Source organism: Ruegeria sp. AN11 (assembly GCF_056536005.1).
Genome location: NZ_JBQFJD010000001.1, coordinates 1,516,806 through 1,537,476 on the forward strand (window position 1 = coordinate 1,516,806; position 20,671 = coordinate 1,537,476).

Annotated in this window: 23 protein-coding genes and 1 other RNA gene; 9 read left to right on the plus strand and 15 right to left on the minus strand. The window is 59.3% G+C overall.

Annotated features, from left to right (window positions below; genetic code table 11):
* Positions 1-80: 80 nt before the first annotated feature.
* Both ACR3EQ_RS07480 and ACR3EQ_RS07485 read right to left on the minus strand, forming a co-directional pair.
* On the minus strand, positions 81-1,859 hold the full coding sequence (locus ACR3EQ_RS07480) for an SLC13 family permease (RefSeq protein WP_170609899.1): 1,779 nt from the start codon (positions 1,857-1,859) through the stop codon (positions 81-83).
* Positions 1,860-1,941: 82 nt separating this feature from the next.
* A complete protein-coding gene (locus ACR3EQ_RS07485) occupies positions 1,942-2,763 on the minus strand; it encodes a TIGR00282 family metallophosphoesterase (protein WP_170682012.1) in 822 nt (273 codons plus the stop codon).
* A gap of 89 nt (positions 2,764-2,852) precedes the next feature.
* Between ACR3EQ_RS07485 and ACR3EQ_RS07490 the strand changes: the two genes are divergently transcribed.
* Positions 2,853-3,086 carry a DUF333 domain-containing protein gene (locus ACR3EQ_RS07490; RefSeq protein WP_170609895.1) on the plus strand — a complete coding sequence of 78 codons (234 nt, stop codon included), beginning with the start codon at positions 2,853-2,855 and terminating at the stop codon, positions 3,084-3,086.
* Between the two features lie 3 nt (positions 3,087-3,089).
* On the opposite strand, the gene ACR3EQ_RS07495 is transcribed toward ACR3EQ_RS07490, so the two are convergent.
* Together ACR3EQ_RS07495 and mgtE are read right to left on the minus strand one after the other, a co-directional pair.
* Complete coding sequence (locus ACR3EQ_RS07495; protein WP_170609893.1) at positions 3,090-3,662, minus strand: 5-formyltetrahydrofolate cyclo-ligase; 573 nt, start codon at positions 3,660-3,662, stop codon at positions 3,090-3,092.
* Positions 3,659-5,053: a magnesium transporter gene (gene mgtE, locus ACR3EQ_RS07500; protein ID WP_170609891.1), complete on the minus strand. Its 1,395-nt coding sequence runs from the start codon at positions 5,051-5,053 to the stop codon at positions 3,659-3,661. Before mgtE ends, ACR3EQ_RS07495 begins: the two co-directional genes overlap by 4 nt.
* Positions 5,054-5,191: 138 nt before the next feature.
* Here mgtE and guaD point away from each other — a divergent pair, with 138 nt between their 5' ends.
* Positions 5,192-6,481: a guanine deaminase gene (gene guaD / locus ACR3EQ_RS07505; protein ID WP_480490240.1), complete on the plus strand. Its 1,290-nt coding sequence runs from the start codon at positions 5,192-5,194 to the stop codon at positions 6,479-6,481.
* Between the two features lie 65 nt (positions 6,482-6,546).
* Here guaD and ACR3EQ_RS07510 read toward each other — a convergent pair whose 3' ends face one another.
* The 3 genes from ACR3EQ_RS07510 to ACR3EQ_RS07520 all read right to left on the minus strand — a co-directional run bounded on the left by ACR3EQ_RS07510 (position 6,547) and on the right by ACR3EQ_RS07520 (position 9,205).
* The gene (locus ACR3EQ_RS07510; RefSeq protein ID WP_480490242.1) at positions 6,547-7,881 is read right to left on the minus strand and encodes an 8-oxoguanine deaminase; all 1,335 of its coding nucleotides are present in this window, start codon (positions 7,879-7,881) and stop codon (positions 6,547-6,549) included.
* 116 nt (positions 7,882-7,997) lie between these two features.
* Entirely contained in the window at positions 7,998-8,789 is a 792-nt protein-coding gene (gene hisN / locus ACR3EQ_RS07515) for a histidinol-phosphatase (RefSeq protein ID WP_480490243.1), read from the minus strand.
* Between the two features lie 44 nt (positions 8,790-8,833).
* Complete coding sequence (locus ACR3EQ_RS07520) at positions 8,834-9,205, minus strand: helix-turn-helix domain-containing protein (protein ID WP_170609884.1); 372 nt, start codon at positions 9,203-9,205, stop codon at positions 8,834-8,836.
* A 344-nt stretch (positions 9,206-9,549) separates the two neighbouring features.
* Between ACR3EQ_RS07520 and ACR3EQ_RS07525 the strand changes: the two genes are divergently transcribed.
* Positions 9,550-10,506 carry an NADPH:quinone oxidoreductase family protein gene (locus tag ACR3EQ_RS07525; protein WP_480490245.1) on the plus strand — a complete coding sequence of 319 codons (957 nt, stop codon included), beginning with the start codon at positions 9,550-9,552 and terminating at the stop codon, positions 10,504-10,506.
* A 6-nt stretch (positions 10,507-10,512) separates the two neighbouring features.
* Here the strand turns inward: ACR3EQ_RS07525 and ACR3EQ_RS07530 are convergent, their stop codons facing one another.
* Positions 10,513-11,394, minus strand: a complete 882-nt coding sequence (locus ACR3EQ_RS07530; RefSeq protein ID WP_170609881.1) for a LysR family transcriptional regulator — start codon at positions 11,392-11,394, stop codon at positions 10,513-10,515.
* Between the two features lie 126 nt (positions 11,395-11,520).
* Here ACR3EQ_RS07530 and ACR3EQ_RS07535 point away from each other — a divergent pair, with 126 nt between their 5' ends.
* The 3 genes from ACR3EQ_RS07535 (at position 11,521) to ACR3EQ_RS07545 (ending at position 13,242) form a co-directional block, all read left to right on the plus strand.
* Positions 11,521-11,739 (plus strand): DUF1127 domain-containing protein, encoded by a 219-nt coding sequence (locus ACR3EQ_RS07535; RefSeq protein ID WP_170609879.1) that lies wholly within the window; start codon positions 11,521-11,523, stop codon positions 11,737-11,739.
* 172 nt (positions 11,740-11,911) lie between these two features.
* A complete protein-coding gene (locus tag ACR3EQ_RS07540) occupies positions 11,912-12,688 on the plus strand; it encodes a Bax inhibitor-1/YccA family protein (protein WP_170609877.1) in 777 nt (258 codons plus the stop codon).
* A gap of 71 nt (positions 12,689-12,759) precedes the next feature.
* Positions 12,760-13,242 carry a GNAT family N-acetyltransferase gene (locus tag ACR3EQ_RS07545; protein WP_170609876.1) on the plus strand — a complete coding sequence of 161 codons (483 nt, stop codon included), beginning with the start codon at positions 12,760-12,762 and terminating at the stop codon, positions 13,240-13,242.
* 53 nt (positions 13,243-13,295) lie between these two features.
* Here the strand turns inward: ACR3EQ_RS07545 and ACR3EQ_RS07550 are convergent, their stop codons facing one another.
* The 3 genes from ACR3EQ_RS07550 to ACR3EQ_RS07560 form a co-directional block, all read right to left on the minus strand.
* Positions 13,296-13,802, minus strand: a complete 507-nt coding sequence (locus ACR3EQ_RS07550) for a hypothetical protein (protein WP_170609874.1) — start codon at positions 13,800-13,802, stop codon at positions 13,296-13,298.
* Between the two features lie 214 nt (positions 13,803-14,016).
* Entirely contained in the window at positions 14,017-14,184 is a 168-nt protein-coding gene (gene rpmG / locus ACR3EQ_RS07555) for a 50S ribosomal protein L33 (protein ID WP_010441901.1), read from the minus strand.
* Between the two features lie 128 nt (positions 14,185-14,312).
* Complete coding sequence (locus tag ACR3EQ_RS07560) at positions 14,313-15,017, minus strand: DUF533 domain-containing protein (protein ID WP_170609872.1); 705 nt, start codon at positions 15,015-15,017, stop codon at positions 14,313-14,315.
* 348 nt (positions 15,018-15,365) lie between these two features.
* Here ACR3EQ_RS07560 and ACR3EQ_RS07565 point away from each other — a divergent pair, with 348 nt between their 5' ends.
* From ACR3EQ_RS07565 to ACR3EQ_RS07575, 3 genes are all read left to right on the plus strand, one after another.
* On the plus strand, positions 15,366-16,001 hold the full coding sequence (locus ACR3EQ_RS07565; protein WP_170609870.1) for a DUF1326 domain-containing protein: 636 nt from the start codon (positions 15,366-15,368) through the stop codon (positions 15,999-16,001).
* Positions 16,002-16,013: 12 nt separating this feature from the next.
* A complete protein-coding gene (locus ACR3EQ_RS07570; protein WP_480490248.1) occupies positions 16,014-16,856 on the plus strand; it encodes a DUF2182 domain-containing protein in 843 nt (280 codons plus the stop codon).
* Between the two features lie 65 nt (positions 16,857-16,921).
* Positions 16,922-17,254, plus strand: a complete 333-nt coding sequence (locus ACR3EQ_RS07575; RefSeq protein WP_170609866.1) for a GYD domain-containing protein — start codon at positions 16,922-16,924, stop codon at positions 17,252-17,254.
* Positions 17,255-17,260: 6 nt separating this feature from the next.
* Here ACR3EQ_RS07575 and rnpB read toward each other — a convergent pair.
* The 4 genes from rnpB to gatA all read right to left on the minus strand — a co-directional run bounded on the left by rnpB (position 17,261) and on the right by gatA (position 20,671).
* An RNA gene (gene rnpB / locus ACR3EQ_RS07580) (RNase P RNA component class A) lies at positions 17,261-17,652 on the minus strand.
* A 139-nt stretch (positions 17,653-17,791) separates the two neighbouring features.
* On the minus strand, positions 17,792-18,493 hold the full coding sequence (locus ACR3EQ_RS07585) for an N-acetylmuramoyl-L-alanine amidase (RefSeq protein WP_480490249.1): 702 nt from the start codon (positions 18,491-18,493) through the stop codon (positions 17,792-17,794).
* Positions 18,444-19,145, minus strand: a complete 702-nt coding sequence (locus ACR3EQ_RS07590; RefSeq protein ID WP_480490251.1) for a hypothetical protein — start codon at positions 19,143-19,145, stop codon at positions 18,444-18,446. Before ACR3EQ_RS07590 ends, ACR3EQ_RS07585 begins: the two co-directional genes overlap by 50 nt.
* 38 nt (positions 19,146-19,183) lie before the next feature.
* On the minus strand, positions 19,184-20,671 hold the full coding sequence (gene gatA, locus ACR3EQ_RS07595) for an Asp-tRNA(Asn)/Glu-tRNA(Gln) amidotransferase subunit GatA (RefSeq protein WP_170609860.1): 1,488 nt from the start codon (positions 20,669-20,671) through the stop codon (positions 19,184-19,186).

A 20,671-nucleotide genomic window follows, 5' to 3' on the forward strand; every position in this document is an offset into this window, starting at 1 on the left:
GATACTCTAAGCAGAAAAGATTGTGCCCGGATCGGCATTTACAAGAGCAGCCCGCCAATTTCGGCGGTTCCACGCCGGTGTTACAATGGCCAGATCAGCGGGATCAGAAGCGAGGCCAGTAAACCAACTGTCAGGTTCAGCGGAACGCCGACCTTCAGGAAGTCGGTAAACCGATACCCGCCGGGGCCATAGACCATCATATTGGTCTGATACCCGATCGGGGTCGCAAAAGACGCGGACGCCGCCACCATGACCGCCACCACCAACGGGCGCGGATCGATGCCGACCGCTTGTGCAAGTCCGATAGCGATAGGCGTCACCACAACTGCCACCGCATTGTTCGAGACCAGCTCGGTCAGAACGGATGTCAGCAGATAGACTGCCCAGATAATCAGGAACGGCGGAAGGGCACTCAGGCCCGGCGCGATCGCCTCGACAATCAGGGACACGGCGCCGGATTTGTCCAGGGCCGCTCCGATTGCCAGCATCGAAAAGATCAGGGCCAGCAGCCGGCCTTCGATAAAGGAAAACGCCTCATCCGCGTCGATGCATCGGGTGATCAGAACGACGGCAACCGCAAGGATCGACAACAGCAATATCGGTGCCACACCAAGGGCCGCCAGAGCGACGATGCCCACCAGAGCGCCGATGGCAATTGGCGCGTGACTGCGCCGGAACGCCCGCGCCGAAGGTTGGGAAACATCGACCATATCCATATCCGCCGCCAATCTCTGAATGTCCGCGGGCGCGCCCTCCAGCAGCAGAGTGTCGCCCACGCGCACGATCAGATCATCCAGCTGACGTCCGATATTCTGGTTCCGGCGGTGCACGGCCAGCACGTAAACGCCATAACGGCGGCGCAGGCGCAGCGCACCAAGGGTTCGGCCAACCATGCGGCAGCCCGGTGTGATCAGAACCTCGACCGTCTTGGTTTCGACAGCGGAAACCTGATCGACCCGCTTGAGTTCCTTGTTGCGCTGAAGGCTGAGCAACTCGGTCATCTCGGTCCGCAGAACAACGCGATCCCCGACTTTCAGGTTCACGTCCTTCAGATTTCGCCGCAGCGACTCGTCCCCCCGGATCACGTCGATCAGGCGCACTCCGGGGCGTTTGAACAGTTGCACGCCCATCACTTCTCGGTCGATCAGGTTGCTGTCAGGCGGCACCACCGCTTCGGTGAAGAACTTCATCTTCGAACGGTCGCTGAGCATCGTGGCCATACTGTCGCGTGCAGGCAGCAGGCGCGGCGCGATGAAGCGCAGGTAGATCATTCCGTAAATCACCAGAGCGATCCCCAACGGGGTCACTTCGAAGATGGTAAAGGGGGTCATTCCCTGCGCCCGGGCAACGCCGTCGACCAAAAGATTGGTCGAGGTGCCGATCAGCGTCAAGGTTCCGCCCAGAATGGCAGCATAGCTCAGCGGAATCAGCAACTTCGAGGCGGGCATGTTCAGCGTTCGTGCGATCTGTACGAACACCGGGATCATCACAACAACCACCGGTGTGTTGGACACGACGGCCGAGGCCAGAATGACGAACCCCATCAACAGGCCAATTGCTATTCGTGGATTGACCTGCGCCTGTTTCTGCGCCGTCGATGTAAAGGCGTCCAACGCCCCTGTCCGGACCAGAGCGCCCATGATGATAAACATCGCGGCGATGGTCCACGGGGCCGGGTTGGACAAGACCGCAAGCGCGCTTTGGTAGGGCAGAATGCCGGTTACCAGCATCAGTGCGACCCCACCGATGGCAACGACCTCGGTCGGATAGATTTCGCGCAGGAACATGACGAACATGCCCGCGACAATCGCAAGCGCCAGTATCGCGCTGCCGGTGTCTGTCAATTGAAGGAATTGCATTCGTGGTATTCTGTCCGAACCCTAACCCGGCCTGAGCGCCTGACATGCAGTTTCACGCATTGCTCGGGGTTGAGCAAGCCTGTCATGCACCCGGCGGGCCTGCTTGTTGCAGTCGGCCGCCCACCCGCACCATGTGAATCGACTTGGCCTGACCGTCGCGATCATCGGTTTCGACAAAAACTCCGCTTAGAGTGGCTTCGCCATTCGCAGGTGTGAACCGGGCCTTGGGCATTCCGGTGATAAACCGCCTCATCGGCTCCTGCTTGTCCATGCCGATGACCGAATCGTAGTCTCCGCACATCCCGGCATCCGTCAGATAAGCCGTGCCGCCCGGCAATATCTGCGCATCTGCCGTCGGCACATGCGTGTGCGTGCCGATCACAAGGCTGGCACGCCTGTCGCAATAGTGACCCATGGCCATTTTTTCGGACGTTGCCTCGCAATGCATGTCGACAATGATGGCCTGCGCCTGCCCGCCACGCGGATGCGACTTGAGAATCGGCTCGATGGCCGAGAACGGATCGTCAAAGGGCCGCTTCATGAACACCTGCCCCAAAACCTGCACAACCAGCACCTTGCGCCCACCCGGCGCGTTGAACAGACGATGCCCCCGACCGGGCGCACCCTTGGCGAAATTCACCGGTCGCACGATGCGCGATTCTTTCTCGATGAATTGCAGCATGTCTTTCTGGTCGAACGCATGATCGCCCAGTGTCAGGCAATCGGCCCCCGCATCCAGCAACAGCTTTGCGTGATCACCTGTCAGCCCCATCCCGTTCGAGGCGTTTTCACCGTTGACCACAACGAAATCCAGCCGCCATTCGTCGCGCAGACGCGGCAGATGCTGTTGTATGGCCGCGCGTCCCGCACGGCCCATGACGTCACCCAGAAAAAGTATCCTCATTCAAACCGTCCTAAGTGTGGCATCAGGCAAGCACAAGCGGTTAAACTGTCTGCACAAACCGTCAATACAACCAACACAGGAGAATTTGTATGTTCCGCATCTTTGTGGCGATTGTTGGTCTGGCTCCGCTGGCAGCATGTGATCAGCCTTCTTCCGGCGAGTCTTCCACTCAGCTGGCCAACCCGGCCGCGACCTTTTGCGTGGAAAGCGGCGCACGGTATGAGATCCGGGACGGTGCCAACGGCCAGTTCGGCGTCTGCATTCTGGAAGACGGGCGCGAAGTCGACGCCTGGGAATATTTCCGCGAAAACAACCCGGCCTGACGATCAATCGGAAAAGGTCAGAACGCGGCTTTCAGTGATCACCATGTCCAGCGGCTGATCTGTCGCTTCCAGAGGCAACCCCTCGGCCTGCTGCGCATCAAATGCAAACCCGATGGCCAACGTCGGGCGTTTGGCGCGCAGCCCCTCCAGCGTGCGATCATAGAACCCGCCGCCATAACCCAGCCTGCCGCCCTGCGCGTCAAAGGCAACCAATGGCACGATCAGGATCTCGGGGTCGAAGTAATCGTCGACCTCGGGCACTTTGGCGCCAAACGGCCCATCTTTCAAAACACCATCGGGGGTCCAACGGGAAAACCTCAGTGGTTGCCCCGCGGCCTGAATCACCGGAACGCCGACTGGCCCGTAGGCCGACGCCTCGGCCATTGCCGCCAGCGGGTCGATCTCGGTGCGGATCGGCATGTAGCCCGACAGCGGCACCCCGCGATACCCGGCCAGCACCTCTGACAACCGCCCTGCCGCGCCGGGCATGCGCGTGTCAAACGCCGCCTTGCGGCGGGCGAAAGCGGCCCTTCGGGCGGCAGCCTTGATTTCTGTCAGATCGGTCGTTTCGGTCACAATAGCACCACGCTGGCAAGCCCCAGAAAGATGAAGAACCCCATCACATCCGTGGTTGTCGTCACAAAGGTTCCAGATGCCAGCGCCGGGTCAACACCCATACGGTCCAGCAAGACCGGTACTACCGTACCTGCAAAGCCCGCGATGATCATGTTCACGACCAGCGCGGACCCGATCACGACACCCAATAGCGGCGAATCGAACCACAACATGCCAACCGTGCCCAGAACGACCGCAAAACACAGACCGTTGAGCATCCCAACCAGCAACTCCCGCCGGATCACGCGCCTAACGTTCGAACCCGTCAGGTCGCGTGTTGCCAGTGCCCGCACGGCAACCGTCAGCGACTGAGTGCCCGCATTGCCGCCCATCGATGCAACGATCGGCATCAGAATCGCCAGAGCTACCAGTTGGTCGATGGCCGCTTCGAACTGCGAAATCACCAGCGAGGCACAGATGGCGGTACACAGGTTCACCGCCAGCCACGGCAGTCGGCGCCTGCTGGTTGCAGCCACGCTGTCGGACAGCGAGCTTTCGTCGCTGACCCCGGCCAGACGCAGGATGTCTTCCTCGTGTTCTTCGTCCAGAACAACCATCGCATCGTCGATGGTGATTACACCCACCAGCCGCCCATCGTCATCCATGACCGGAGCCGAGATCAGGTGGTACTGGTTGAAGGCATAGGCCACATCCTCTTCGTCCTGATCGACGGGGATGGTATAGAATTCCTCTTCTGCGATGTCGCGCAGCGGAACTTCGCGCCGGGTTGCCATCAGTTTTCCCAAGGCGACCTGCGCCACCGGTTTCAGGCGTGGATCGATAAGAATGACGTGATAGAATTGCTCGGGCAGGTCGTCATTGGCGCGCATGAAATCAATGGCCTGACCCACTGTCCAATGCTCGGGTGCCATGACCACTTCGCGCTGCATGAGGCGACCGGCGGAATTTTCCGGGTAAGACAGCGCCTGCAGGGCCGCGATCCGCTCGGCATGCTCCAGCGCGCCCAGGATGGCTTCCTGCTGAGGTTCCTCAAGGTCTTCCAGCAGGTCGACGACATCGTCGCTTTCCATATCGCGGACAGCATCGGCCAGAACATCCGGGCGCAGAACGCCAATCACCTCTTCCCGAACCACTTCATCCAGTTCGGAAAGAATGTCGCCGTCGAACTCCTTGTCATACAGCCGGATCAGCCGGGCACGATCGAACGGATTGATCTGCTCCAGAAGATCGGCGATGTCAGCCGCGTGCAGCGGCTCCATCAATTCGACGAGTTTGTCGCGATCTTCTACATCGACGGCATAAAGGATGGCTGCCACAGTCCGGCGGTCCAGCGCGTAGACATCTTCGTCCTCGGCGGACTCGGTTACGGGTTCATCAAAGCCTGTTGTCATATGCTGCCCCCGCGAATTTCCATTTGCCCCTAATTAGAAGAAGCAGCTACCGGAAAACAATGACAATGCGCCAATTTACCGGCATCTTCCGCGCGCTTATGGTGTTTCGCGGTCTCAGCCGGGCGGAGGAAAGCGGAAATGGCGCAAAAAACACTGTTGAAGGGGCGTGTCCTGAGCTTTTCGGGCTCACCTTTCGAAGGTGAACCGACAGATGCCGTCACCATCAGCGAGGCGGTCGTCATCGATGACGGCCATATCGCGGCCGTAGGTGACACCCGGACCCTGACAGATGCGCATCCGGATGCCGCAATCGTCGATCACGGACAGCACCTGATCATGGCAGGGTTCGTTGACGCGCATGTGCACTATCCGCAGACAGCCATGATTGCCAGCTGGGGCAAGCGGCTGATCGATTGGCTGAACTCCTATACATTCCCCGAAGAGATGAAGTTTGGTGAAATCACCTATGCCAGCGAGATCGCCAACCGGTATCTGGACCTGACGACGGCGCATGGGACAACAACGATGTGCAGTTTCTGCACCATCCACCCGGAAAGCGTCGACGCCTTTTTCACTGCGGCGCAGCAGCGTGGACAGCGGGTCGTGGCCGGCAAGACCTGTATGGATCGCAATGCACCCGAGGGTCTGCGCGACACGGCGCAGACGGCCTATGATCAGTCCGAAGCACTGCTGGAGAAGTGGCACGGCATCGACCGGCTGTCCTATGCCATTACGCCCCGTTTTTCACCAACTTCGACCCCGGAACAGCTTGAAGCTATGGGGGCATTGTGGGCCGAGCACCCACATTGCCTGATGCAGACGCACCTGAGCGAACAGACAGATGAGATCGAATGGGTCCGGTCGCTGTTTCCCGACGCGCGCGATTACCTGGACACCTACGAAAAGTTCGGCCTGCTGGCCAGCCATGGCCTGTATGGTCACGCCATTCATCTTGAGCCACGGGAACGCGACCGGTTGCGCGAACTGGATGCGGCCCTGATTCACTGCCCGACCTCGAACACGTTCATAGGCTCGGGCCTGTTCGACATGGCCGGGCTGATGAAGGACGGTCACCGGGTCGGGCTGGCGACGGATACCGGCGGAGGTTCGAGTTTCTCGATGTTGCGGACAATGGCCGCAGCTTACGAGATCGGCCAGTTGCGCGGATCGCCGTTACATGCGGCACAATTGTTGTGGCTGGCCACCGTCGGATCGGCCCGGTCGCTGCGAATGGAAAATTGTATCGGCAATATTGCCCCGGGGATGGAGGCGGATCTGGTGGTTATCGACCTGGCCTCGACCCCGGCCATTGCCCAGCGCGAAGCCTGCGCAGAAGACCTGTGGGAAGCCGTTTTCCCAACCATCATGATGGGGGATGACCGGGCCATTGCCGAGGTCCGGATTGCAGGCAAACCAGTCACGGTTTGAAGGAATACGCCTGACGGCGCATTCCACCGGCAACGGAATTTCTGAACAGTTGACGAGATCGCCGCTTATCCGACAAGCGCCCGCGCAAGTTCATTCTGGCGTTCGATCACGCGGGGCATGTCCAGCGTGGTTATGTGCCCATCCCGCACGATTTGTCTGCCTTCGACGAACAGATGTTTGACCCGAACCGGCCCCGCAAGCAGCAAGGCGGCCGGATCCCAGCTTCCCGCGCTTTCGATGCCGGATACATCCCAGATCGCGATATCGGCACGTTTGCCGGGCATAAGCCGCCCGCAATCGGGGCGATTGAGCACGTCCGCACCGCCACGGGTGGCAATCTCGAGCGCTTCGCGGGCCGACATGGCGTCGGCCCCGTTCGCCACCCGCTGCAACAGCATCGCCTGCCGGGCCTCGGCCACCAGATTGCCGCTGTCATTGCTGGCCGACCCGTCAACGCCCAACGCAACCGGAACGCCCGCGTCGCGCATTGCGCGGACCGGCGCGATGCCTGACCCCAGCCGGCAGTTTGAACACGGGCAATGCGCAACACCGGTGCGGGTTCGGGCAAACAGGTCGATTTCGGCACTGTCCAGCTTGACGCAATGGGCGTGCCAGACGTCCGAACCGGTCCACCCCAAATCCTGCGCGTACTGGCCCGGGCGGCATCCGAATTGTGACTGGGAATAGGCAATGTCTTCTTCGTTTTCAGCCAGATGCGTGTGCAGCATCACGCGCTTGTCCCGTGCCAGCACCGCCGTGTCGCGCATCAGTTCACGACTGACCGAGAATGGTGAGCACGGGGCCAGACCGACGCGGCACATCGACCCTTCGGATGGATCGTGGAATTTGTCCACAACCCGGATCATGTCAGACAGAATATCCTGCTCTGCCTCGACCAACATGTCCGGCGGCAGGCCACCATCGCTCTCACCGATACTCATCGCACCACGTGTCGGATGAAAGCGCAGGCCCAGTTCGGCGGCGGCGGCGATGGTGTCGTCCAGTCGCGCGCCATTGGGATAAAGATACAGATGATCGGAACTGAGCGTACATCCCGAAAGCGCCAGTTCTGCCAATCCGATCTGAGCAGAAACGAACATCTCTTCCGGGCCAAAGCGGGACCAGATCGGGTAGAGTGTTTGCAGCCAGCCAAACAACAGCGCATCCTGACCTCCGGGAACCGCCCGGGTCAGAGTTTGGTAAAGGTGGTGGTGCGTATTCACCAGGCCGGGGGTCACGACGCAGCCCTTGGCGTCGTGCACGTCACCGGTTGTGGTAAGCCCCTGCCCCAATTCAGCAATAACGCCGTCCCGGATCAGGATGTCCGCGCCATTTAGTTCCTGCCGATCGTCATTCATCGTCAGAATGAAATCGGCATTCTTTATTAGAGTATCAGTCAATTTGTGCCCTCCTGCATCAGTCCGTCTCGTGCAAGAAGTGCATGGGCTGGCGGAAAACGGACACAAGAACCAGCCATCGGCACTGTACCGGCGGCTGCGGGTGCCATCAACAGGTTTCAGAAATTGCGAAGAATCTCTAGCGCAGAGGCGTGGATGTCCGGGTTGGCAGCCGCCAGTGCGCGGCCTCCATTGTGGGCCGGTCTGCCCTGCCAATCTGTCACGATACCACCTGCCGCCTGAATGACGGCGATCGGCGCCTGAATGTCATAAGCGTTCAGTCCGGCCTCGATCACCAGATCAACCTGCCCTGCCGCCAGAAGGGCGTAGGCGTAACAGTCCATTCCATAACGGGTCAGTCTGGCTTGCTGAGACACCGCCTCAAACCCGGCCCGGTCTTCAGGCGTTCCAACTTCGGGAAAGGTTGTGAACACCATCGCCTGATCCAGCGATTGCGTAGACCGGGTCCTGAGCTGTCGGGTACCTGTCGGGCCTGTGACCTGTGCCGCGTGTGCGGACCCCACGAACCGCTCACCAATATAAGGCTGGTCAATCACACCCAGGATCGGCCCGTCCTGCGTGCTCAAAGCAATCAAAACGCCCCATGTCGGGGTACCGCTGATGAACCCTCGCGTACCATCGATCGGATCAAGAACCCAGGTCCGCCCGCTGGTGCCGTCGGCACGGCCGAATTCCTCGCCGAAAATACCATCCTGCGGGCAGCGCCGCGCCAGAACGGCCCGCATCGCCTTTTCCGCCTCGCGGTCAGCGACGGTTACGGGGTCAAACCCATCAGCCAGTTTGTTGGACGTTTCAAGATCGGACTGCCGGAAGTAAGGAAGTATGGCCGCGCGCGCCGCATCGGCCATTTCCCCGGCGATTTCCAGATCGGTTGCTGAACTTTGATACATGCGCAACCCGTGCGGTCAGCGCGTTCCGAAGTCAAGCCTGCTGATCAGGCGACGTCACTGAGAACACGCGCCAGTTCGAACAGACGCCGGCGCTGGTTTTCCGGGATCGCGTAGTACGAGCGAACCAGATCCAAAGCTTCCTTATCTCCCATCAGATCGGCAGGCACCGATTTCTTCCCGGCATCTTCTTTCTGGGTTTCTTCCAGACCCTCAAAGAAAAAGCTGACCGGCACATCCAATGCTTCGGCGATGTCCCAAAGGCGCGAAGCGCTGATCCGGTTGGCCCCGGTTTCGTATTTCTGGATTTGCTGAAACTTGATACCAACCTGCTCGGCCAGCTGCTGCTGGGTCATGCCAATCAGCCAGCGGCGATGCCTTACGCGTTTGCCCACATGGACATCGACGTGATGAGTCATTGGTATTCTCCTCTACTACACACACAACTGCCGGGGGTTACGCAAAAAAACAAACGTGTTCGCCAACCTAGCGAGCCGCTGTTAACTATTCCCTAATTCAGGAATGTGCTCCCCCGAAACAGCACCAGATTTCAATATCACCTCTTTTGTCTTTTTTTTCAAGAAGGTTGAATCAGTAACATCGTATAATGGTTTGTGGTTGTACAACCGCCGGTTTTGAGCGTTCTGTTTCCCGAACAGACACAATCCACGAAGCCCTATTATACATCATTCACGCGCCCTCTGGTAATTGATTGACATTCCCCCCGCATCGCTGACCTATGCGAAAAACAAGGAGCGCGACGATGCTGGCCTTTCGCCTTCAATCCGGAGAATCAACAGCCCGGCTCTGCAACATCGACGTCCCAAAGCCGGGGCGGGATCAGGTTCGGGTCGCTATTAAAGCGTGCGGATTGAATTTTGCGGATCTGCTTTTGCAGAACGGCACCTATCAGGACACCCCGGATACTCCGTTTACGTTGGGCATGGAGATCGCGGGTATTGTTGATGAAATTGGAAACAATGTCTCTCATCTGAAGCCCGGGGACCGTGTTGCGGTCTATTCAGGTCAGGGTGGATTGGCCGAGTTTGGCGTATTCGATGCCGAAAGGGCGATTCTCCTGCCCGATCAGATCAACTTCGAGGACGCTGCCGCCATTCAGATTGCATACGGCACCAGCCATATCGCGCTGGATCATCGTGCGCGCCTGCAACCCGGCGAAACCCTTTTGGTCACCGGCGCGGCGGGCGGCGTCGGCCTGACTGCCGTTGAAATCGGCAAACTGATGGGCGCGACAGTGATTGCGCAGGCCCGTGGTTCTAAAAAGCTTGCGGTGGCCCGCGCGGCAGGTGCGGATCATCTCGTGGATGCCTCCGAAGACCTCCGCGCCCGCGTCAGGGAACTGGGTGGGGCGGACGTGGTTTATGATGCGATTGGCGGCGACGTGTTCAAAGCCGCCTTTCGTGCCACAAACCCCGAAGGCCGACTGCTACCGATCGGCTTTGCGGGTGGAGAGGTTCCGCAAATTCCGGCCAACCATCTTCTGGTCAAGAACCTGACCGTAATCGGGCTTTATATCGGTGGGTATCTGAAATTCAGGCCGCAGATCGTGCGCGACAGCTTTGACACGCTGTTCCGTTGGCGCGCCGAAGGCCGGATCAAACCGCATATCAGCCACACCCTGCCACTGGAGGACGTGGAACAGGGCATGCGTTTGCTGAAAGAACGGAAATCAACCGGCAAGATCGTCATCACGATCTGAGGCCTGTCACCCGACCACAGCCTTCAATGGTGTGCCGCCCACCATGCGGAAATTCTGACGAACCAGCGACGCCAGCTCCTCGATCACCGCGCCGCGACCGGGATCCCCTCCGTAAAGGTTGATCATGTGGGCAGGCAGCTCTGGCAATGCTCCACCCGAGTCGATTTGCTGCAGATGCGCGGCCTCCGTTCCATCCAGCATTGCGTGAACGGCAAGATCTGCGCTGACGGTCGCTTCGATTGTACGGTCGTTTTCTGTTTCGACAGACAATTCCCAGGGGATACCCGCCGCGTCCAGCGCCGCAATGACCTGAGGCCGGAACAAACAGCGCCGACCAAGCGCCAAAGGCAATGGGCGCTTGCGCCACGCCGACCCGCCAGAAGCTCCAATCCAGCGCAACGGCAACTCGGCCACGGTTTCCGCACCTTCGGCCGCCGAGGCCTCGGTCGTCAGTATCAGATCACATTCGCCGCGCTTGTACATGTCCTTGAGTTGCAGCGAATAGGACGAAACCAGCTGGACGCGGACACGCGGAAAATCTGCGTTGAAACGCTGTAGCACGCGCGGGATGGCCGGATAAACAATGTCATGCGGCACGCCCAGCACGACTTCGCCTTCGAAAGCCTGATCGGTGAGTTTCGAGATCACTTCGTCGTTCAGGGCGATCATGCGGCGCGCGTAGGCCAGCAATTGTTCGCCCGACGCCGTCAACGCGATGGTTCTGCCGCTGCGATCCAGTAGCTCAAGGCCCAGAAGCTCCTCCAAACGCTTGAGCTGCATCGAAACCGCAGATTGCGTCAGGTGCAGAAAACCGGCGGCGCGTGTGACGCCGCCCTGATCGGCCACGGCAACGAAGGACCGCAAAGTGGTGATGTCCAAATTTCTCATTTCAATAATCCTGATGGTTCACGTCAAAAACATTCATTTTTAAAATGTGCCACAGTGATCCATATAAATCAAGGAAGTTGATGCAAACCGCATTAATCATCACCGAGCAAGGAAAGGACAATCGTTATGACCCAAATTGCAGCATCACACGAGCACGTATGCAAACAGCCATCGAAAGGCTTCAAATTGCGGGATCTTCTTGGCCTTGCCCGGCAGCGTCGTGACCTTGCCAAGCTGGATGGCAACGCACTGAAAGACATCGGCGTGACACACACCGAGGCCAGTCGCGAAGCAGCCCGCCCGTTCTGGGATGCTCCCGAAAACTGGCACAAACGTCTGTATTGACCGGCCAAGCATCGCGATCTGGCGGCAACTGAAACAATGCCGTCAGATTTGTCGAGTATTTTAGCAGGTTTTGGGCGTAAAACTCTTGAAACATGTGCCTCACTCTCCGATATTTGCAGGGAAATCGGTCTGCAACTGCGGGCTGAACCAGAATTGCGAAGGGAGACCCTTAATGGCACAATTTGACACGATCCGGACGGCGACCGGTGCGCGCGCCGCCCAGATTGACGAGGGCCTGCGGGCCCACATGAACAAAGTCTACGGCACCATGTCCGTGGGCATGCTGATCACTTTCCTGGCTGCATGGGCCATCGCCGGCCTTGCGACCACAACTGATCCGTCTGCCGCGGCAGCTCAGCTGAGCGAGACCAAGTATCTGACGTCGCTCGGATACGCACTGTTCGCTTCGCCGCTTAAATGGGTGATCATGTTCGCTCCGCTGGCCTTCATCTTTGGCTTCAGCGCCGGGATCAATCGCCTGTCCGCAGCCGGCGCACAGACGGTGTTCTACCTGTTTGCCGCTGTCATGGGTGTATCGATCAGCTGGATCTTCCTGGTCTTCACCGGCCAGTCGATCATTCAGGTGTTCCTGATCACCGCGATCGCCTTCGCGGGCCTGTCGCTGTATGGTTACACCACCAAAAAAGACCTTTCGGCGATGGGTACGTTCCTGATCATGGGCGTGATCGGCCTGATCGTGGCGTCGATCGTCAACATCTTCATCGCCTCGTCTGCCATGGCTTTCGCCATTTCGGTCATCGGCGTTCTGATCTTTGCCGGTCTGACCGCGTATGACACGCAGAACATCAAGGCCACATACCTGCAAATGGCCCACTCGGGTGATCAGGAATGGCTGGGCAAAGCCGCCATCATGGGCGCGCTGAGCCTGTATCTGGACTTCATCAACATGTTCATGTTCCTGCTCCAGCTGTTTGGCAACCGCGAATAACGCGGCGCACAATCCAATACGAAAGGGCGGGTCCGAAAGACCCGCCCTTTTCTTTTGCGGAAAGAAAACCAATGACGATCCAGGATATCCGGCCAGATCAGGCCCATCTGATTTTACCCCTGCTGCACCAGGTTCATGACCTCCATTTGGAACATCAGCCTGAAAGATACGCAGCGCTGCCGCCGGATGCCGAGCTGGCCGATTACCTGCAATCCTGGCTCATGCAACCCAACCTGTTCGCTGTCGGTTTTTTCGAACGCGACAAGCTGCTGGGTTACGCAATTTTCGAGATTTCCCGGCGTCCCGCGTCACCCTTTCACTCGGTTGATACCCGCGCTGTTCTCCACCAGATCAGCGTCGACAGGGCCGCGCGCCGCCGTGGCATCGGCACAGCGCTGCTGGAAACCGTCAAATCGCGGCTGAGGCAGGTGGGCCGAAGCGTTCTTACGGCCTCGGTCGCCAGTTTCAACGCACCGTCCCAGGCCCTTATGGCCCATTCCGGGCTGAACCATTCTCTGACCATAATGGAATGGCGTGACCCTAGCCCTCAATGAAAAAGCCCCACCGAAAAGGTGGGGCCCAATCAAATTCGTTGTCAGTCCGAGTATCAGCTACAGTTCAGCGGCACCGCAAAACCGGAGCTGCGACTGTCAGACCCTTTCCGGTAAACTTCGCCAGCTGGCAGGCACCCGGTGAACCGTTCCGTGTTGGCGCCAAACGCCGCTCCGGTGGAACTGTCCACTTTTCCACCGTTGCTGGCGGTGCGCAGAACCCCGAAAAGCGTGCCGTTTACGCTGACAGTGCTCAGGTACAGGTTGTTGCCCTGGGTAGACAATTGAACCGCGCTGACATCGGATTGCCCGCCATTGGCAATCGCCACACCGGCGATTTTTGACAATTCAGTCTCATCCGAGACGACCGAAACGGTCGGAATTTTCGCAAGTTCCGCAGGTACATTGGTCGCTGGCGGTGCAAATGCAACTGCGCCTTCGACTTCCGAGACCGTGCGCGGTTCACCATCAATGCCGGTAAAACCAACGCCCTGGCGGTTGAACGGGTCCTCACAGGCCGACAGGCTCAGAACGAGGGTCGAAGATAACAAGATTTTTTTCATGGCGCTCAACGTTTTGTGGCGGTTTGCTCAACCGTAGCGGCAGGTCGCCACGAAAAGCAAGACGCCGGCGATGCGATTGGGCCATATGCTGATGCTCTGCTGCAACGGCCATGGACGTGCATAGGAAAGCACAAACGCGCTTGTGAAACGTTGAAAAACAAAAAAGGGTCCTGCTTCGCAGAACCCTTTAACTGTGTCCGGATGGACAGGCAGATTACTTGATCTTGCCTTCCTTGTACTCGACATGCTTGCGAGCGACCGGGTCGTATTTACGAATGGTCATCTTCTCGGTCATGGTGCGAGCGTTTTTCTTGGTCACGTAGAAGTGGCCCGTGCCCGCGGTCGAGTTCAGACGGATCTTGATTGTCGTCGGCTTCGCCATGGTTATCTCCTGCGTCCGAAAAGGCAGGGGCCTTTCGGTTGAATTCCTATGAGCGTGCGCTTTTACGCGCTGCACAGCCCATGTCAAGGGCTATCGCGCGCATCGAGGCAGCAGAAGGTGGGATGGCCTTATGCAGGAAGTGTCGGTGCCCCCATATAGGTATGAATCTGATTACATTCCGCGTCCGACAGCCCCAATGCGGTTGCCAGCTGACGCAGGTATGACGCCTCACGCGCGTTATCCAGGCGAATCGCAGCCAGAGACGTGGCGTATATCTGTGTTTTCAAAGGTCCGCCCGCAGCGGCCGCCAAGCCCATGACATCAATCGGCGCGTTCAGTTGTTCTTGAACGAAGGCTCGCTCCTCATCGCTGACGTCGTCGCCCAACTCTCCCAGAATTGTTTCTTTCTCATGGGTGTCCAGTTCACCATCCGCCTTGGCCGCCTGAATCATCGCCCGCAGCATCAGCTTGGCCTGCTCCTCCATGACGGCGCCACCGGGTGTTCCCCGGAACACGGTATCCATCATGTCCGCCGTTTGCTGGCTGCCCGACCTTGCCGCGCCCTGCATGGCGTTCATCAGACCGCCCAGCCCGGCGGCACCAGCCGGGTTGACCATACCCAGCTTGCCGATCATCTCCTGAAGTCCAGCGGCCCCGCCAGGCATGCCGAACTGCTCGGCCATCTTGCCAAGCTGGTCCATGCCAAATCCGCCCCCCGCACCCTGCATTGCATCCTGCAGGCCAGCCATGCCGCCCATCTGCTTGTATTTCTCCAGTCCTTTCGCGGCAGCAAACCCTACGGCCACCGAGGCAAGTGCTTTCATGAAACTCATAATCGTCCTCCCGATTCAAAAATTACTCCTCACCGCACCTACTCAGACGTCCTTGAACCCGGCTTTCGAAATTCGTCGGACAACGGCTGGACTGTTGCGGACTGAAAACTCAGCAGACACAAGACTATACGAAAACGAAAAACCATGTACGCACTCGCGCATTTCCATCAGAAAATTGGCGCTTTCCCGCACATGCGGAGCTTCAATTGCCCGGATCACAAATTCGTGATACCGTGCCGCCAGTTCACAGACCCAAGAAGCCATCTAAGCGCTTAACGCTTGAGGCACCGAAAACAGGCGAAACCTCTGTCAGCAGAGTTTTTAGGCATGTTTTTCTGGGGGGCTATCATGACAGAATGGACTATTCAGGGGGAAGAGCTGGCCAATTGTAACTGCAATTTCGGTTGTCCTTGCCAGTTCAGCGTACTTCCCACACATGGGAATTGCGAAGCGGTTGTCGTCTTTGACATTGAAGCTGGCAAATATGGCGATACCGATCTGGCGGGCTTACGCGCTGCCGGCGTCTATTACTGGCCCGGACCGATCCACGAAGGCGGCGGTCAGATGCAGCTTATCATCGACGAAAGCGCCAGTCCCGATCAGCGGGCGGCCCTGCAAGCGATCATGACCGGCGAGGACACCGATGAAATGGCCACCATGTGGTACGTCTACAGCGCCATGGCCCCGCAGAAACACGAAACTCTGTACCTTCCGATCGAGCTGGACTGGGATCGCGAGGAACGCAAGGGGTTCGCGAAAGTCCACGGTATCTTCGACGTCGAGGTCAACCCGATCCCGCATATCGTATCCGGAGCGCCGCACCGCGCATCCATCCAGCTGCCGAACGGGTTCGAGTACCGCCACGCGGAATCCGCCGCAGGTACGACGAGAACATCCGGGGGTGCCATAAGCCTGACATTTGATGCCACCCACGCGCACTTGGCGCATCTCAACATTTCCGGCCACGGTGTTTTGGGCGCTTAACAGGGGCGTCGCATGACACGAAACTCTGACGCACCGCCCGTGGCGGTCGCTGAGCGGTTGCTGCGACAGGACAGGCTGATCGTTCTGGTCAGTGTCTTGGTCATCGTTCTCGGGGCCTCATGGTACACGATTGCCGGGATCGGCATGAACATGTCTGCCGTCGAAATGACAAGGATGGCCCGGCCAATCGGTGAGCCCATGCAGATGCCGGTCGACCGGCCATGGAGCCTGCCCTACGCGCTGCTCATCTTTTTGATGTGGTGGGTCATGATGATCGCCATGATGACCCCCAGCGCGGCCCCTGTTGTCCTGTTGTTTCTGGCCCTCAAACGTGTCGGCGCTGACAAGGCCAATGCGGCCCGCCTCAGCTTGCTGTTCCTCGCAGGATACCTAATCGCCTGGGGGGGCTTCAGCCTGCTTGCGACACTGGCGCAATGGGGTCTTGAGCATGTCGGCCTGTCTGATGGCCCCATGATGACCGTCCGGTCAAAGGCATTTGCAGGCTGTGTCCTGATTGCGGCGGGCCTCTATCAGCTTTCATCGCTCAAATCCGCTTGTCTGCGACATTGCGAAAGCCCCGCCCGGTTTCTTGCCGAACACAATCGGCCCGGCGCATCGGGTGCGTTCAGCATGGGCGTCATTCACGGGACATTTTGTCTGGGCTGCTGCTGGGCCCTGATGCTCTTGCTGTTCGTCGGCGGCATCATGAACCTCTACTGGATTGTCGCCATCGCAATTTACGTTGCGCTGGAAAAACTTCTGCCCCGAGCCCGTTGGCTGATCCCGGCGACGGGCATCGGTTTGATTGCAACAGGTGCCTGGGTGCTGGCAAGCGCGATATCTTCCGGCACCTAGGCGCTCAAACGGCCAGGGAACCGGCCGAATTCAGGGTTCCGTCACATTGATCCCAGGAGGAGAAAATGCCTTTATTCATAACGTACGCCACCTATTCCCAATCCGGCATCAAAGGAATGCTGCAAAAGCCATCGGACCGCACCGCGCCGGTCAAAGCCCTGCTTGACAAGGTGGGCGGCAAGCTGCTGGCATTCTATATGACCACCGGATCGAACGATGTGGTTGTGATCAGTGAGGCACCTGACGGCACCGACGCAGTTGCGGTCGGAATGGCCGTCGGCGCATCGGGCGCCGTCGACAAGATAGAGACGGTCCGCGCGTGGACGGCAGAGGATTTTGTTGCCATCACGGAAAAAGCGGCAGCCCTGACCGGTGCCTACACACCGCCCGGAGGGTAAGAGGATACGCGCGGAGGGCCTGTAAGCCGGATCTTGTTCCGGGGTTGCCCCCTTCGATGACCATTCCTCTAGGCCGCACATTGCTGCGCGGCTCAAGCTGCCAACCCGGTCCCTCTCGGCCAAGACGCGCATAGCGGCGGTATCGGCTTGCGCCGACCGGCCCGCGCTGGGACCCTATTTGGCATTGCTCCCGGTGGGGCTTGCCGTGCCGCCGCTGTTGCCAGCGGCGCGGTGGGCTCTTACCCCACCGTTTCATCCTTACCTTGCAAGCAAGGCGGTTTGTTTTCTGTGGCGCTTTCCGTCGGGTTGCCCCGCCCGGGCGTTACCCGGCACCGTTGTCTTGTGGAGTCCGGACTTTCCTCTCGGGCTTGCACCCCAGCGGCCATCCGGCCCTCCGCGCTGGCGTTGGGTATGCCTTGGGGGCGGTGGCGTCAAGAGTGGACAGGGTGCGAAGGGGCCAGCCCCTTCTTGGCCTGCGGCCAATTCAACCCCGGGATACTTATAGCCAGATAAAGCCCGGATTTGTTTGGGGGATGCTCAGCTGATCGGCGCAAGGTCAGCGGGTGTGAGCGGACCTTTAGCCCAGGGGCGGTATCTGAGCCGAACGGTGGTGAGGAGTGTTTCGTCATCCGTGTCAGCGGTATAGCCTGCCAAGCGGGCCTTGGTGCGGAACTCGTGTTTCAACGCGTTCAGAGGGCAGCTTCCCTGCCCTCGCCGCGCCGCAAGCCCCTGACGTTCAAGCCGAGGCCAGTCAAAGCGGGGGCCGGGGTCTGATTTGCGGCCCGGTGCCATGTCGGAATGCCCGATCACGCCTTGCGGCGGGATCGACCAGCGCGTCATGATTTGGGGTAACAGGTGTTCCAGCACATTCATCTGAAGGTGCGAAAAGGGATGAAAGCCTGTATTGTCCAGCTCGATCCCGATCGAGCGCGAGTTGATATCGCTTTGACCGAGCCACTCCCCTGCCCCGGCATGCCATGCGCGGTCTTCCTCGGGCACCATTTGCCAGAGGGTGCCATCATTTCCGATCAGGTAATGTGCGGAGACTTCGGCCTGCGGATCGCACAGACGTTCCAAGGCCGCCTGCGCGCTGTCCATCGCTGTGTAGTGGAGTACAACCAAAGACGGCTTCAACCCGTCGCGGCGCGGTCCGAAATTTGGCGACGGGTGCCAGATCGGCGTCAGGGTATCAGTTGCTGACGGCACTGCGGAACGGGCTTGGGTCCCAGTTGCAAGCATAGCCGTCACCGTCCGGGTCAAGCCCCTGACGATCCCGCTGCGGGCCGCCATTTGACAGAAAATCGATCTGTGCCTGATCCGGGGAAGGATATTTCGCGCAGTTGCGCTGCGCCTTAGCCTGCAGGTTGAACCCGGCGCGGCTGTAAAGCTGGGTCCCCACGGGGTTCGACGTGTTCAGAGCATATTGAACGATGTTGGGCTGTCCGTCCGACCCGCGCTGCGGTACGGCGGTTGGTGCGACCACCTCGTATGTCTGGCGGTTCTGTTCGATCAGGGCGGCGTCGGATTCGATGCTGCGGCGGTTGGATACGGCCGCAAAATCCTGTTCGTCGGAAATTCCCTGTGCATTGGACACCGGGATCGGAGTGGATGCGCCCTGCGGAGAAGTGCTGGCCAAGGCGGCGGCTGTCTGAGAAGCGATGTCCGCATTGGCCCCGGTCGCCACGGGTGTCACCGCACCCGGAGCGCCAAGCGGTTGTGCGGACACTTCCACCGGGCCAAGCAACGGATTACCGCCCAGTCCCTGCCCGGCCAGTTCAGCCTCGCGTTGCGCCTGGTAATCAGGCGTGTTGAATCCCGTGTTGGCCACTGGTGCCACGTCGGTGCAAGCCGCCACCACGCCGATGGCGGGGATCAGAAGCAAAAAGCGCATGTGACTGCTCCGTGTCTGCTGCTCTGGTTGCCAGAGGCTTACCACCATTTCCCCGGCTTGGCCACGAAACCGGCCGCGTTTTCCAGCGCATAGGCGGTGTTGAGCAGATCGCCTTCGTCCCACGGACGTCCGATCAGTTGCAGGCCAAGGGGCAGACCTTGTGAATCCAGACCCGCAGGCACCGAAATACCGGGCAGACCGGCCAGATTCACCGTCACTGTGAACACGTCGTTCAAATACATTTGAACAGGGTCGGCTTCGGTCATCTCGCCCAGACCAAAGGAGGCCGACGGTGTCGCAGGTGTCAGAATCGCATCGATTCCGGCGGCAAACGCGTCCTCGAAATCTTTCTTGATCAGGGTCCGAACGCGGCGAGCGCGGTTGTAGTAGGCGTCATAGAAACCGGCTGACAGCACATAAGTACCAATCATGACACGGCGCTGCACCTCATGTCCGAAACCCTCGGCGCGGGTCTTTTCGTACATCTCGGTGATGCCGTCACCCTGCGCCAGTTGCGCGCGGCGGCCATAACGCACACCGTCATAACGCGCAAGGTTCGAGGACGCCTCGGCCGGTGCGATCACGTAATACGCGGGCAACGCGTATTTAGTATGCGGCAGCGAAATATCGACAATCTCGGCACCCGCTGCTTTCAGCATCTCGGCCCCTTCGGCCCAGAGCTTTTCAATCTCAGCAGGCATTCCATCCATGCGGTATTCTTTGGGGATACCGATTTTTTTGCCCTTGATGTCGCCGGTCAGCATCGCCTCAAAGTTCGGCACCGCCAGTTCGGCACTGGTCGAGTCCTTGGGATCGTGACCGCACATCGCCTCGAGCATGATCGCAGCATCGCGCACGTTCTTGGTCATCGGACCAGCCTGATCCAACGAAGAGGCAAAGGCGACGATACCCCAGCGCGAGCAACGACCATAGGTCGGCTTGATGCCGGTGATGCCGGTGAAGGCGGCAGGCTGACGGATCGAACCGCCGGTATCGGTACCGGTTGCCGCTAGGCAAAGGTCGGCAGACACGGCCGAAGCCGACCCACCGGATGAACCGCCTGGTGTCAGTTGCGCGTCGTCATTGCCACGGCGCCAGGGGCTGACCGCGTTGCCATATACAGAAGTTTCGTTACTGCTGCCCATGGCGAACTCGTCCATGTTCAGCTTGCCCAGCATAACCGCGCCCGCATCGGCCAGTTGCTGCGAAACGGTGGATTCGTATTCCGGCTTGAAACCTTCCAGAATCTTCGAGGCCGCCTGCGAGGGCACGCCTTTGGTGCAGAACAGATCCTTGATGCCGATTGGCAAGCCACACATCGACGGTGCGTCGCCGCCCTTGATCCGCTCATCAGCCGCCTTGGCGCGCTCCAGTGCAATCTCGGGCGTCTTGTGGACAAAAGCATTCAAAGCATCTGCTTGATCGATTGCTTTCAGGCAGGCTTCGGTCAGCTCGACTGAGGTCACATCACCCTTGCGCAGCGCGTCTCGGGCTTCGGCCAGGCCCAGTTTGTTCAGATCGCTCAT

Excerpts from the sequence above, each read along its gene's own strand:
- ACR3EQ_RS07480 (WP_170609899.1), bottom strand. The coding sequence starts at position 1,859 with ATGCAATTCCTTCAATTGACAGACACCGGCAGCGCGATACTGGCGCTT.
- ACR3EQ_RS07485 (WP_170682012.1), bottom strand. The coding sequence starts at position 2,763 with ATGAGGATACTTTTTCTGGGTGACGTCATGGGCCGTGCGGGACGCGCG.
- ACR3EQ_RS07490 (WP_170609895.1), top strand. The coding sequence starts at position 2,853 with ATGTTCCGCATCTTTGTGGCGATTGTTGGTCTGGCTCCGCTGGCAGCA.
- mgtE (WP_170609891.1), bottom strand. The coding sequence starts at position 5,053 with ATGACAACAGGCTTTGATGAACCCGTAACCGAGTCCGCCGAGGACGAA.
- guaD (WP_480490240.1), top strand. The coding sequence starts at position 5,192 with ATGGCGCAAAAAACACTGTTGAAGGGGCGTGTCCTGAGCTTTTCGGGC.
- hisN (WP_480490243.1), bottom strand. The coding sequence starts at position 8,789 with ATGTATCAAAGTTCAGCAACCGATCTGGAAATCGCCGGGGAAATGGCC.
- ACR3EQ_RS07520 (WP_170609884.1), bottom strand. The coding sequence starts at position 9,205 with ATGACTCATCACGTCGATGTCCATGTGGGCAAACGCGTAAGGCATCGC.
- ACR3EQ_RS07525 (WP_480490245.1), top strand. The coding sequence starts at position 9,550 with ATGCTGGCCTTTCGCCTTCAATCCGGAGAATCAACAGCCCGGCTCTGC.
- ACR3EQ_RS07530 (WP_170609881.1), bottom strand. The coding sequence starts at position 11,394 with ATGAGAAATTTGGACATCACCACTTTGCGGTCCTTCGTTGCCGTGGCC.
- ACR3EQ_RS07535 (WP_170609879.1), top strand. The coding sequence starts at position 11,521 with ATGACCCAAATTGCAGCATCACACGAGCACGTATGCAAACAGCCATCG.
- ACR3EQ_RS07540 (WP_170609877.1), top strand. The coding sequence starts at position 11,912 with ATGGCACAATTTGACACGATCCGGACGGCGACCGGTGCGCGCGCCGCC.
- ACR3EQ_RS07545 (WP_170609876.1), top strand. The coding sequence starts at position 12,760 with ATGACGATCCAGGATATCCGGCCAGATCAGGCCCATCTGATTTTACCC.
- ACR3EQ_RS07550 (WP_170609874.1), bottom strand. The coding sequence starts at position 13,802 with ATGAAAAAAATCTTGTTATCTTCGACCCTCGTTCTGAGCCTGTCGGCC.
- rpmG (WP_010441901.1), bottom strand. The coding sequence starts at position 14,184 with ATGGCGAAGCCGACGACAATCAAGATCCGTCTGAACTCGACCGCGGGC.
- ACR3EQ_RS07560 (WP_170609872.1), bottom strand. The coding sequence starts at position 15,017 with ATGAGTTTCATGAAAGCACTTGCCTCGGTGGCCGTAGGGTTTGCTGCC.
- ACR3EQ_RS07565 (WP_170609870.1), top strand. The coding sequence starts at position 15,366 with ATGACAGAATGGACTATTCAGGGGGAAGAGCTGGCCAATTGTAACTGC.
- ACR3EQ_RS07570 (WP_480490248.1), top strand. The coding sequence starts at position 16,014 with ATGACACGAAACTCTGACGCACCGCCCGTGGCGGTCGCTGAGCGGTTG.
- ACR3EQ_RS07575 (WP_170609866.1), top strand. The coding sequence starts at position 16,922 with ATGCCTTTATTCATAACGTACGCCACCTATTCCCAATCCGGCATCAAA.
- ACR3EQ_RS07585 (WP_480490249.1), bottom strand. The coding sequence starts at position 18,493 with ATGCTTGCAACTGGGACCCAAGCCCGTTCCGCAGTGCCGTCAGCAACT.
- ACR3EQ_RS07590 (WP_480490251.1), bottom strand. The coding sequence starts at position 19,145 with ATGCGCTTTTTGCTTCTGATCCCCGCCATCGGCGTGGTGGCGGCTTGC.
- gatA (WP_170609860.1), bottom strand. The coding sequence starts at position 20,671 with ATGAGCGATCTGAACAAACTGGGCCTGGCCGAAGCCCGAGACGCGCTG.